General features: G+C 70.9%; 13 protein-coding genes. 12 read left to right on the forward strand and 1 reads right to left on the reverse strand.

Going from position 1 to position 11,547, the window contains the following annotated elements; genetic code table 11:
* The first annotated feature begins 122 nt into the window (after window positions 1–122).
* From D7Y21_RS36905 to D7Y21_RS36945, 9 genes are all read left to right on the forward strand, one after another.
* Window positions 123–1,112 (forward strand): MoxR family ATPase, encoded by a 990-nt coding sequence (locus D7Y21_RS36905; RefSeq protein WP_120566758.1) that lies wholly within the window; start codon window positions 123–125, stop codon window positions 1,110–1,112.
* Window positions 1,113–1,136: 24 nt separating this feature from the next.
* On the forward strand, window positions 1,137–2,018 hold the full coding sequence (locus D7Y21_RS36910; RefSeq protein ID WP_121718191.1) for a DUF58 domain-containing protein: 882 nt from the start codon (window positions 1,137–1,139) through the stop codon (window positions 2,016–2,018).
* Entirely contained in the window at window positions 2,015–3,019 is a 1,005-nt protein-coding gene (locus tag D7Y21_RS36915; RefSeq protein WP_121718192.1) for a hypothetical protein, read from the forward strand. The genes D7Y21_RS36910 and D7Y21_RS36915 overlap by 4 nt, the downstream gene beginning before the upstream one ends.
* On the forward strand, window positions 2,991–4,004 hold the full coding sequence (locus tag D7Y21_RS36920) for a VWA domain-containing protein (protein ID WP_233612435.1): 1,014 nt from the start codon (window positions 2,991–2,993) through the stop codon (window positions 4,002–4,004). The genes D7Y21_RS36915 and D7Y21_RS36920 overlap by 29 nt, the downstream gene beginning before the upstream one ends.
* Window positions 4,004–5,059, forward strand: a complete 1,056-nt coding sequence (locus D7Y21_RS36925) for a VWA domain-containing protein (RefSeq protein WP_121718198.1) — start codon at window positions 4,004–4,006, stop codon at window positions 5,057–5,059. The genes D7Y21_RS36920 and D7Y21_RS36925 overlap by 1 nt, the downstream gene beginning before the upstream one ends.
* Window positions 5,056–6,084, forward strand: a complete 1,029-nt coding sequence (locus D7Y21_RS36930) for a tetratricopeptide repeat protein (RefSeq protein WP_120566761.1) — start codon at window positions 5,056–5,058, stop codon at window positions 6,082–6,084. The genes D7Y21_RS36925 and D7Y21_RS36930 overlap by 4 nt, the downstream gene beginning before the upstream one ends.
* Entirely contained in the window at window positions 6,068–7,942 is a 1,875-nt protein-coding gene (locus D7Y21_RS36935) for a BatD family protein (RefSeq protein WP_121718193.1), read from the forward strand. Before D7Y21_RS36930 ends, D7Y21_RS36935 begins: the two co-directional genes overlap by 17 nt.
* The gene (locus tag D7Y21_RS36940) at window positions 7,942–8,667 is read left to right on the forward strand and encodes an SH3 domain-containing protein (protein ID WP_121718194.1); all 726 of its coding nucleotides are present in this window, start codon (window positions 7,942–7,944) and stop codon (window positions 8,665–8,667) included. Before D7Y21_RS36935 ends, D7Y21_RS36940 begins: the two co-directional genes overlap by 1 nt.
* 129 nt (window positions 8,668–8,796) lie before the next feature.
* Entirely contained in the window at window positions 8,797–9,198 is a 402-nt protein-coding gene (locus tag D7Y21_RS36945; protein ID WP_120566860.1) for a response regulator, read from the forward strand.
* An 18-nt stretch (window positions 9,199–9,216) separates the two neighbouring features.
* Here the strand turns inward: D7Y21_RS36945 and D7Y21_RS36950 are convergent, their stop codons facing one another.
* Window positions 9,217–9,549, reverse strand: coding sequence for a PilZ domain-containing protein (locus D7Y21_RS36950; RefSeq protein ID WP_120566764.1), 333 nt, complete (start codon window positions 9,547–9,549; stop codon window positions 9,217–9,219).
* Between the two features lie 190 nt (window positions 9,550–9,739).
* Between D7Y21_RS36950 and D7Y21_RS36955 the strand changes: the two genes are divergently transcribed.
* From D7Y21_RS36955 to D7Y21_RS36965, 3 genes are all read left to right on the forward strand, one after another.
* Window positions 9,740–10,273 carry a hypothetical protein gene (locus tag D7Y21_RS36955; RefSeq protein WP_370039809.1) on the forward strand — a complete coding sequence of 178 codons (534 nt, stop codon included), beginning with the start codon at window positions 9,740–9,742 and terminating at the stop codon, window positions 10,271–10,273.
* 12 nt (window positions 10,274–10,285) lie between these two features.
* Window positions 10,286–10,774, forward strand: coding sequence for an ATP-dependent helicase HrpB (locus tag D7Y21_RS36960; RefSeq protein ID WP_121718195.1), 489 nt, complete (start codon window positions 10,286–10,288; stop codon window positions 10,772–10,774).
* Window positions 10,775–10,789: 15 nt separating this feature from the next.
* On the forward strand, window positions 10,790–11,547 hold a 758-nt coding region (locus tag D7Y21_RS36965), incomplete at its 3' end, for a flagellar M-ring protein FliF (protein WP_121718196.1).

Genomic DNA, 11,547 nt, shown 5'->3' on the forward strand with positions numbered 1-11,547 from the left:
GGACATGGGAGGATGACCCTTTACGGGACAGGGCGGCTTGACGGAATGTCCGGCGTACAGCGGTGTTGAGCCGGACGCCCGGGAACCCTAGGCTGCCCGCCGCCCAGGCCGACAGAGGGGACATGAACACCGACATTCGCGCGCTCACCGAACGCGTGCAGCAGGAAAGCAGCTTCGTCGAGGTCCTCAACCAGGAGACCGGCAAGGTCATCGTCGGGCAGCGGTACATGCTCGAACGCATCCTCATCGGCCTCTTGTGCAACGGCCACGTCCTCCTGGAGGGCGTGCCCGGACTCGCCAAGACGCTGACCGTGCGCACCGTGGCGGACTCGCTCAGCGCCACCTTCATGCGCGTGCAGTTCACGCCCGACCTGCTGCCGGCCGACCTCGTCGGCACGATGATCTACAACCAGCAGACGGCCGCGTTCACCGTCCGCAAGGGGCCCATCTTCGCGAACATCGTCCTCGCGGACGAAATCAACCGCGCCCCCGCCAAGGTCCAGTCCGCCCTCCTGGAGGCCATGGCCGAGCGCCAGGTCACCATCGGCGACCAGACCTTCGGCCTGCCTTCGCCGTTCCTCGTGCTGGCCACGATGAACCCCATCGAGCAGGAGGGCACGTACCCCCTCCCCGAAGCGCAGGTGGACCGCTTCATGCTCAAGGTGAAGGTGGGCTACCCGACCCGTGATGAGGAGAAGATCATCATGGACCGGATGTCCGGCGGCTCGTCGCCCAAGGTCCAGCGGGTCATCGCGCTGGAGCACCTGGTGCGCGCTCGCGAGCTCGTCCACGCCATCTACATGGACGAGAAGGTGAAGGAGTACATCCTCAACGTGGTGTTCGCCACGCGTGAGCCCGCGCGCTACGGCCTCAAGGACCTGGCGGACTACATCCAGTTCGGGGCCTCGCCGCGCGCCACCATCGCGCTCGCGCAGGCGGCCCGCGCGCACGCGTTCCTGCGCCACCGCGGCTTCGTCACCCCGGAGGACGTGAAGGCCATTGCCTTCGACGTGCTCCGCCACCGCATCGCGATGACCTACGAAGCGGAGGCCGAGGAGCTCACCCAGGAGAAGATCATCCAGCGCGTCTTCGACCGCGTGGAAGTCCCCTGACAAGGCCCCGGTAAGAGCGCGCCCGTGCTGCCCAAGGACCTCATCCGCCGCATCCGCAAGCTGGAGATCCGCACCCGCAAGGTGGTCTCCGACATGCTGGCCGGCCAGTACCACTCGGTGTTCAAGGGCCGCGGCATGGCCTTCTCCGAGGTGCGCCAGTACCAGCCCGGCGACGAGATCCGCTTCATCGACTGGAACGTCACCGCGCGCATGAACGAGGCCTACATCAAGGTTTTCACCGAGGAGCGCGAGCTCACGGTGATGCTCCTGGTGGACGTGTCCGCCTCCAACGAGTTCGGCTCCAAGGACCGCACCAAGGCGGAGGTCGCCGCGGAGGTGGCCGCGCAGATTGCGTTCAGCGCCATCGCGAACAACGACCGCGTGGGGCTCATCCTCTTCTCGGACCGGGTGGAGAAGGTCGTCCCGCCGCGCAAGGGCCGCATGCACGTGCTCAGGCTGGTGAGCGACATCCTCACCTTCAAGCCCAAGGGCCACGGCACGGACCTGTCCGCGGGGCTCACGTACCTGACGCAGGTGTCCAAGCGGAAGGCCGTGACGTTCCTCGTGTCGGACTTCATGGCCACGGGCTACGAAAAGCCGCTGCGCCTGGTGGGCCGCCGCCACGACCTGGTGCCGGTGGTCATCGAGGATCCGCTGGAGCAGCGCTTCCCCGCCCACGGCCTGGTGGAGATGGAGGACCCGGAGACGGGCGAGCGCTTCGTGGTGGACACCAGCTCCACCGCCGTGCGCGGCAGGTTCATGCGCGCCATGCAGGCCCAGCGCGACGAGCGCCGCAAGCTGTTCAAGAAGCTGGAGCTGGACCACGTGGAGCTGCGCGCCGGGGATGATCACGGCAAGGCGCTGGCGAGCTTCTTCCGCGCGCGGGCCCGGAGGATGGCGGCATGAGACACGCGCTCGTCCTCGCGGCCGTCCTCTTCGTCAGCGCGCCGGCCGTGTGGGCCCAGGCCCCGGCCTCAGCTCCTGGCGCGCCCAAGGCCCCCGTCGCCCTGGAGACGGTGGCGCCCACGGGCGCGTCCGCGCGGGTGGAGCCGGAGGCGGTGCACATCGGCGAGCCCTTCACCTACCAGGTGACGCTCACGCACCCGAAGGACCAGCGCTATGAGCTGGTGGCGCCCACGGGTGAGAGCGCGGTGGAGCTGCTCCAGCAGACGCGCCAGCGCCAGGACAACGCGAACGACGCGACCACGACGTTCGGCCTGCGCTTCTCCGCCTTCGAGCTGGGCGACGTGCAGCTGCCGGACCTCGCCTTCGACGTGGCGACTCCGGAGGGGCCGCGCCGCTTCGTGCTCAAGGGCAAGACGGTGGAGGTGACCTCCACGCTGCCGCCGGACGCACAGGGGCAGGGCGCGGAGCTCTTCGACTACCAGCCTCCGCAGGAAGTGCCCATCCGTTCCTGGACGCTGCTCTACGCGCTGGCGGTGGCGCTGGCGGTGGCCGTCGCGGTCTGGGCGCTGGTGCGCTGGTGGCAGCGCCGGCCGAAGCGCGAGAAGGTCGTTCCCGTGCTGCCGCTGGACGTGCGCGTGCGCCAGTCCCTGGACGCGCTCAAGCGCGAGGACCTGCCCGGCCGCGGCCACGTGAAGGACTTCTACTTCCGCCTCTCCGAAATCGTGCGCGGCTACCTGGGCGAGCGCTACGGCTTCGAGGCCCTGGAGTGCACGTCGTCCGAACTGATGGCGTCCCTGCGCCGGCTGCCCACGCCGGGCCTGCCGGAGGACGCGCTGATGCGCTTCGTCTCCGAGTCGGACATGGTGAAGTACGCCCGCGCCGACGCTTCCCCCGAGTCCTGCAATCAGGCGCTGGCCTTCGGCTACGACCTGCTCGCCAAAACGTACGTTCCTCCCGCTCCCCCCAAGCCCGATGCTGCCCCCGGACCTCGCGTTCAATAACCCGGAGGCGCTCTGGGCCCTGCTGTTGGCGCCGCTGCTGCTGGCGCTCGCGTTCTGGGAACGCAAGCGCCGCGCCACGCTGCGCTTCTCCGCCGCGCACGTCTTCGCGAAGGGCGGCCGGGGCTTCCGCACGTACCTGCTGCCGCTGCTGCCCATCCTGCGCGTGGCGGCACTGGTGGCGGCGGTGGTGGCCATCGCCCGGCCGCAGTCGCGCGACTCGCGCGTGCGCGACCTGTCGGTGGAGGGCATCGACATCGTGGTGGCGCTGGACCTGTCCACGTCCATGGAGGCCGGTGACTTCCGTCCGCAGAACCGCCTCAACGTGGCGAAGGAGGTCCTGACCGAGTTCATCTCCGGCCGCGTGAACGACCGCCTGGGCCTGGTGGTGTTCTCCGGCGCCGCGTACACGCAGTCCCCGCTGACGCTGGACTACGGCGTGCTCAAGGAGGTGCTCAAGCAGCTGCGCACCCGCGTGCTGGAGGACGGCACGGCCATTGGTGACGCCATCGCCACGTCGCTCAACCGCCTGCGCGACTCCGACGCGAAGAGCCGCGTGGTGGTGCTGATCACCGACGGCGACAACAACGCCGGCAAGATTTCGCCCTTGGACGCGGCGAACATGGCCGCGTCGCTCCACATCCCCATCTACACCATCCTGGTGGGCAAGGGCGGCAAGGTGCCCTTCCCGCAGGGCACGGACCTGTTCGGCAACACCGTCTGGCGCGAGACGGAGATCCCCATCAACCCGGAGCTGATGCAGGACATCGCGGACCGCACCGGCGGCGAGTACTACCGCGCCACCGACCCGGAGGGCCTCAAGCAGGGTCTGCAGAAGGTGCTGGACGCGCTGGAGCGCTCGAAGCTGATGGAGGGCGGCGCCAGCGCCACGTACAAGGAGAACTTCCACCCGTTCCTGCTGGTGGCCTTCGGGCTCGCCGCGCTGGAGCTGCTGCTGCGCGCCACCGTCCTGCGGGTGTTCCCATGATGCCCACGCTGGACGCCTGGCGCTTCACGCTCCTGGGCTACCAGGTGGGCCTGGCGCAGCCGCTGTACCTGGGGCTGCTGCTGGTGGGCTTGCTCTTGGGGTTGCTCGCGCTGCTCAAGGCGCTGGGCCGCAGGACGCGGCTGTCGGCGCTCATCGCGGAGCGCCACGTGACGGCGCTCGCGCCCGGCGTGTCCGTGTGGCGGCCGGCGGTGCAGGGCGGCCTGTACGGGCTGGGGCTGATGCTGTTCGGGCTCGCGCTCGCGCAGCCCCAGTGCGGCACGAAGAGCGAATTGACGAAGCGCCGGGGCATCGACGTGGTGGTGGCGCTGGATGCGTCCAAGTCCATGCTCGCCAGGGACGTGCAGCCCAGCCGGCTGGACCGCGCGCGGCTGGAGCTCAACACGCTGCTGGACGAGCTGAAGGGCGACCGCGCGGGCCTGGTGGTGTTCGCGGGTGATGCGTTCGTGCAGTCGCCGCTCACGTCGGACTACTCGGCGGTGAAGCTGTTCCTGCGCGCGGTGGATCCGGACGCGATGCCCCAGGGAGGCACGAACGTGGGCGCGGCGCTGCGGCTGGCCAAGCAGGTGCTGGACAACGCGGACCGGGGCTCCAAGGAGCGCGTGGTGGTGCTGCTGTCGGACGGCGAGGACCTCACGGGCGACGTGCGCGAGGCCACGGACGCGCTCAAGGACGCGCGCGTCCAGGTGCTCGCGGTGGGCGTGGGTTCGGACTCCGGTGAGCCCATCCCCGTCTATGACCGGCGCGGCGAGTTCGTGGACTACAAGAAGGACTCCAACGGCGACACGGTCATCACGCGCCTGGACCGCGCGGGCCTCACGGCCATCGCGGACGCCACGGGCGGCGCCTTCTTCTACCAGCCCAACGGCGTGGCGATGGGACAGGTGGTGGAGCGCATCGACCAGTTGCAGAAGAGCGAGCTGGAGAGCCGCGTGACGGTCCGCTACGACGAGCGCTTCCAGTGGTTCGCCGTCCCCGGACTGGTGCTGCTGGTGCTGGGCATGGCGCTCATCCCTTCGCGCCGGAGGGCCGCATGAGCACGCAACCGATGCGGCGGCGCGCGGCGCGCGCGATGGCGGTGGGCCTGGCGGGGCTGCTGGCGCTGCCGGGGCCCGCATGGGCGGTGGGGCCGCTGGAGAAGGACCACCCGTTGGTGCAGCGCGGGCGCGAGGCCTACGCGGCCGGACGCTACGAGGACGCGCTCCGGGACTTCGAGGCCGCGAAGAAGGAGCGGCCCAATGATCCGACGGTGGAGTTCAACCGCGCGGACGCGCTGGCGAAGCTGGGCCGTTCCGCGGAAGCGCGCGAGGCCTTCAAGCAGGTGGCGGAGTCGTCGCGTCAGCCCGACCTGTCGCAGAAGAGTTGGTACAACCTGGGCAACCTCGCGGCCACGGCGGGCGACCGTACGGAGGCGCTCAAGTCCTACCGCAAGGCGCTCACGTTGGATCCCACGGATCCGCAGGCCCGGCACAACTACGAGGTGGTGCTGCGCGACCTGCCTCCGCCCCAGAACGGCCCGGATGGCGGCACCGACGGAGGCCAGGACGGTGGCAACGACGGCGGACGTCCGGACGCGGGCGAGGACGGTGGCCAGAAGGGTGACGGCGGCACGCCGCAGGACGGAGGCCAGGACGGCGGTCCGGATGGTGGCGCGGACGGCGGGGCCGACGGAGGCCAGGACGGCGGTGGGCAGGATGGCGGTCAGGACGGCGGCGCGGACGGAGGCGGCGGCGATGCCGGTCCTGGCGACGGTGGCTCGGATGGGGGGCAGGACGGCGGCGGCGATGGCGGTCCCAGCGACGGTGGCGGGGATGGAGGCCAGGGCGACGGAGGCCAGGACGAGGGCGAAGGCGACTCGCGCGATGGCGGCGCGGACGGCGGCAGCGAGGGCGAGGAGGAGACGGAATCCAACCCGCGCGACGGCGGAAGTTCGCCGGGCGACGTCGACCGGCAGGAGGCCGAGCGCCTGCTGGATGCGATGAAGCAGAACGAGAAGAATCTCCAGCTCTGGCGTTTCCAGCAGAAGAAGAAGCAGAGGAAGCCCAATGAGAAGGACTGGTAGCGGGCGCACGGCGCTGCTCGCCGTGCTCGCCCTCCTGGCCACGGCGCCGGCGTGGGCGGCGGACATCGAGTTCTACCAGACGGTGGACCGCACCGAGGTGGGCACCGACGACACCTTCAAGCTCACCGTGGTGATGGTGGACGCACCGTCCAACGCCCAGCTGCGCCTGCCCGAGTCCAACGACTTCGAGGTGCTCTCCTCGTCGCGCGGCAGCCAGCGCTCCATCTCGTTGTCCGGCGGTGGCCCCGCCGTCATCCAGGACATCACCCGCCACGAGCTGCTGATGCGTCCGCTGCGCGCGGGCAAGCTCACCCTTCCGCCCGCCACGCTCACCGCGGGCGGCCGCACGTACCGCACGGACGCCGTGCAGTTGACCGTGCGCGAAGGCCGCGTGGGCAACGCGCCCCAGGCGCAGCAGGGTGGCCGGCCGCAGTTGCCGGATCCGTTCCGCAACTTCCGCAACATGCCGGATCCGTTCGGGGACGACTCGGACCTGCGGGACGACGAGCCGGTGATTCCGCGTGGGGACTCGGACCTGTTCCTGCGCGCGAGCCTGGACCGCGACGAGCTCTACGTGGGCGAGCAGGCCACGCTGTCGCTCTACATCTACTCGCGCGTGGACCTGTCCAGCGTGGACGCGGTGACGATGCCCAAGCTGGAGGGCTTCTGGACCGAAGAGGTGGAGAGCCCCACGCAGCTCACGGGCGAGCAGAAGGTGGTGGACGGCATCCCGTACCGCGCCTACCTGCTGCGCCGCCGCGCGCTGTTCCCGGTGAAGTCCGGCACGCTGCTGATCACCCCGGCGGAGGCGGACATCACCACGGGCTTCCTCTTCGCGGGCCACCGCGTGCACCGCGTATCCAACGGCCTGAAGGTGAAGGTGCGGCCGCTGCCGAACGGCGCGCCGCCGAACATGTCCAACGCGAACGTGGGCTCGTGGCGCATGTCGCTGGACGTGTCGCAGACGCGCGTGGAGCTGGGTCAGCCCATCACGGTGAAGGTCATCCTGGAGGGGCAGGGCAACGTGAAGAACGTCACCCCGCCGAAGCTCACCGGCCCGTCCGCGCTGAAAATCTATGAGCCCACGACGACGGACCGGCTCACGCCCAACCGCAACCGCATCCAGGGCCGCCGCGTGGTGGAGTACCTGGTGATGCCGCAGCGCACGGGCACCTTCACGCTGCCGGAGCTGCGCTTCCCGTACTTCGACCCGTCGCGGCGCCAGTACGAGACGGCGCGCACGGACCCCGTGACCCTCACCGTGGAGGCGGGCGCGGGCGGCGTGTCCTCGCTGCCGTCGTCGATGACGCCCTCGCAGATGGCGGACGCGGCCAACGAGCAGAAGAACGTGCTCTCCACCGGGGGCCTGCGTCCGGTGCGCGCCCGGGCCCACTTCGTGGGGCCGTCGCAGCCCGTGTGGACGCGGCCCTTCTTCGTCGCGGGCGTGCTGGCGCCGCTGGGCCTGCTGGCGGGCGTGGCGTTCATGGGCGGCATGCGCGGACGGCTGGCCACGCGCTCCGAGGCGGGCCGGGGCCGTCAGCAGGCGAAGGCCGCGCGCAAGCGGCTGGCGGAGGCGGAGAAGCTCAAGGCGGGCTCGGACGCGGGCGCGTTCTACGTGGAGGTGGAGCGGGCGGTGGTCGGCTTCCTGGAGGCCCAGCTGGGCTTCCCCGTGGGCGGGCTGACGCGTGAGGCGCTCGGGGAGAAGCTGGCGGCGGCGGGCGTGGACGCGGAGCGGCGCGCGCGTGTGCTCTTCGTGCTGGAGGCGTGCGACCTGGGCCGCTACGGCGGTGGGGTGGAGCCGGGGGAGCGGCGCAAGGTGCTGGCGACCGCGGCGGCGGTGATGGAAGGCTGGGCGTGATGAGCGACGCGGCGACGCAGGGCTACTACACCGCCGAGGAAGCGGAGGCCGTCTTCCAGCAGGCCAACGACGCGTATGGCCGCGAGGACTACGCCACCGCGCAGGCCCAGTACGAGAAGCTCATCGCCCACGGCTTCGGCGGACCAGACGTGCTCTACAACCTGGGCACCACGCACCTGGCCCGGGGCGACCTGGGCCGCGCGGTGCTGTCGTTGGAGCAGGCCCGGAAGCAGGGCGGACGCGCCGAGGACCTGGAGGCCAACCTGGCCCTGGCGCGGGCGCGGCAGGTGGACAAGGTCGTGGGCGCCGCCGCGGACGAGGCCTTCCTCCCCCGGCTGGCCGCCGCGACGGACGGCGCGGCGGTGGCCTGGGTCTTCTTCGTCGCGTGGCTGGTGGGCTTCGCGCTGCTGCTCTTCCGGCGCGCCTTCCCCTCGATGCGGAGCACGGCGGTGGCGGTGGTGGCGGGCCTCTGCCTCACGGCGGCGGTGCCGGCGGCGCTACTCCTGGGCGCGCACATCTGGGTGCACCAGAACGTGCATGAGGCCGTGGTGCTGGCGCCCACGCTGGTGGCGAGGGAGCTGCCTCGCTCGGAAGGGCGCTCCCTCTTCGAGGTGCACGCCGGCCTGAAGGTGCAGCTCCTGGAGGAGACGGGGAAGTACGTCCGCATCCGCCTGCCCAACGGCCTGGAGGGCTGGGCCGAGCGCGACGGCGTCTCCGAAATCTAGGCGGGGCCGGAGCGACCCCATCCGCGCGGAAAACCGACGGGGGACCGCTTTCGTACAGAGGGGCTACCGGGAGGTGTCGCTTCGCTGGACGTCGCCAGGGCAATGGCCTACGAGGGGCCCCGAGGAATCATGGCTGGCAACGCGCAAGCGCCCTTCCACATCCTGCTCGTCGAGGACGAGCCCGTCATTCGCGAGCTGGTGCGCTCCATGTTGAGCGACGGCGCGGTGGACGTGGTCTGCGCGGCCAATGGCATCGAAGGCCTGAAGCTGGCCCGCGACCGCGACTTCCACCTCATCCTGATGGACGTGGTGCTGCCGCAGCTGGACGGCGTCTCCGTGTGCCGCATCCTGAAGAGCGACCCGGCCACGGCGAAGGTGCCGCTCTACATGCTCACCGCGAAGGCGAAGAAGGCGGACGTGGCGAGCGCGACGCAGGCGGGCGCGGATGGCTACATCCACAAGCCCTTCCGCGGCGCGGAGCTGATGGACCTGGTGGAGCGGCTGCGCACGGCCCGCTCGGCCGCGGACTGACGCTCCTCCGGAAGGCCCTTACGGCAGGTGAGGGTGGAGGAAGCGGGCCAGGGCGATGAGGTCGTCCCAGTCCAGCTCGCCGAACTCCAGCGCGACGCCGTCCACTTCGCGGCGGCGGATGGTGCACATGGTGACGAGCTCCCGGTCGCCCGGCAGCGGCAGGGCGATGGTGAGCGCCCGCTGCGAGTCCGCCGGGTGGGCCTGGAGGAACAGGCCATTCATGGAGATGTCGCGCGCCTGCGCTGTCACGGTGCGGCCCGACAGGAGCACCTTCACCTGGAGCCGGGCTTCGACGCGCGGGTGGTAGCGCTCGCGCTCGTTCGGACGGGGACCATTGGAGGGGTTCAGCATCGGGGGCTCACCTTCGGGTGCGACAGGACGCGACAACTGTGAAGCAGGTTGGCGCGGTGGCAAGTTTTCGGGTTTTCGTCCGCCGTCCCGCGCCGTGGACCTGGCGCGCGCGCCGCGGAGACGCCTGGCGCTGGGGTGACGGAGCGCGCTCCTGTCGTTTCAAGGGGTTGGCCCCTGGCACGGATGGTGGATGGCAGCCCTGGCGAATCCCTGCCGGAGGCACCCCTTGGAAGACCGTCGCATCCCGTCGTTGAGCATCGCCCCGTCCATCGCGCGCCAGACACCGAAGACGGAGTTCGGCCCCACGCTGGCGCGAGCGGCGCGCGAGGTGGTGCGTACGGGCGCGGGGCTCGTGGGCGGCATGTTGCCGTCAGGCCCCATCTCCAGCGCGGTGGTGTCCACGCTGAGCGGCACGGTGTCCGCGGCGGTGCCGGCTGAGGCGGTGTCGTCGGTGTCGGCGACGGGAGGCGCCTCCGCGACGTCGGCGCGCGCGAGCACGCCGGGGCCAACGGCTTCGACGGGGAGCGCGGCGACGGGGCAGGGGGACGCGTGGGACCTGCTGGAGGCGCAGAAGCTGATGGCCTCGGACGGCCAGAAGTTCAACATGGCCTATGTGGCTCTCCAGAACGAGATGCAGAAGGAGAGCCGCGAGCACAACGCCATCTCCAACATCATGAAGGTCCGCCACGACTCGGCGAAGGCCGCCATCAACAACATCCGCTGAGGCGCGTTCGAGATGGCCATCGACAAGTTGGGAGCCGTGGGCGGCGCGGGCCCTTCGCCCGCGGTGGAGTCCGGCAGGGAGACGTTCGGCAAGGTGCTGGAGGGCGTGCGTACGCCCCAGTCACGCCCCGTGCCGGTGACGACGGAGGGGCCGCCGAAGCCGGTGCGCACGCCCACCGAGGCCCCCGCCGGCACGTCGCGGGCGGACGGCGTGGAGCGGGCGAAGGCGGGCTGCGCGGAGGTGAAGCCGGGGGCCCGCGTGGATTCGGCCCAGGCCGCGCGAAGTCAGCAGGCGGTGGAGGTTCTGGACCGCGTGGGGCAGGCGCAGCAGCGGCTGGACCACATCCTGAAGCTCGCCGAGTCCGGCCGCTCGTTCAGTCCCTCGGAGTTGCTCGCGCTCCAGGCCCACGTCTACCGCGCCAGTCAGGAGCTCGATCTCGCCGGCAAGGTCGTCGAGAAGGCCACCGGCGGCGTCAAGCAGGTCCTCCAGACCCAGGTGTGAGGAGTCCTTCCTTCCATGCGTTCCGCTCCCCTTCGTTGTCTCTGTTTCCTCCTGCTCCTGGGCGCTTCGGCGTGCCGGGAGCGCATCCAGCACGGCCTCGACGAGCGTCAGGCCAATGAGCTGCAGACGGTGCTCGTCGAGCGGGGGCTCGACGCGCGCAAGGTGCCCGAGCAGGGCAAGAAACCCACCTGGGCCATCGAGGTGACGGACGCGCAGTCCTCGGACGCGGTGCGCATCCTGGCGGAGCTGGGGCTGCCCCGGCTCGCGGCGGAGACGGGCTGTGACGTGTTTGGCGGAAGCGGGCTCGTGCGCTCGCCGCTGGAGGAGCAGGTCTGCCGCGTCCGGGGGATGGAGCGGGAGCTGGAGAAGACGCTCCAGACGGTGGACGGCGTGCTGCTGGCGCGTGTGCACCTGGTGGTCCCACCGCCGCCGAGGCCAGGACAGGCTCCCGCGCCCTCGAAGGCGTCGGCCATGCTGCGAACAGCACCCGGCGGTGCGACGCGCGTACGCAAGTCAGCGGACACGCTGCGTGAGCTCATCGCGGGAGGCGTGGAGGGGCTGTCGCCGGAGGCGGTATCGCTGCTGGTGGACGAGGTGACGACGCACGTGGCGCCGTCCCCGAAGGGAGGCCCCGTCCCGCTGCGGCTGCGCGTGGTTCTCGCCCTGCTGGGCGTGCTGGTGACGGGCTTGTCCGGAGCGCTCGTCTGGGTGACGCTGCGCTGGAGGCACTACCGGGCCCTGTCGGAGCAGCCCCAGCCCCCCGTGGCGCCGCC

This window comes from Corallococcus sp. AB045 (assembly GCF_003668895.1).
Classification (GTDB): Bacteria; Myxococcota; Myxococcia; order Myxococcales; family Myxococcaceae; genus Corallococcus; species Corallococcus coralloides.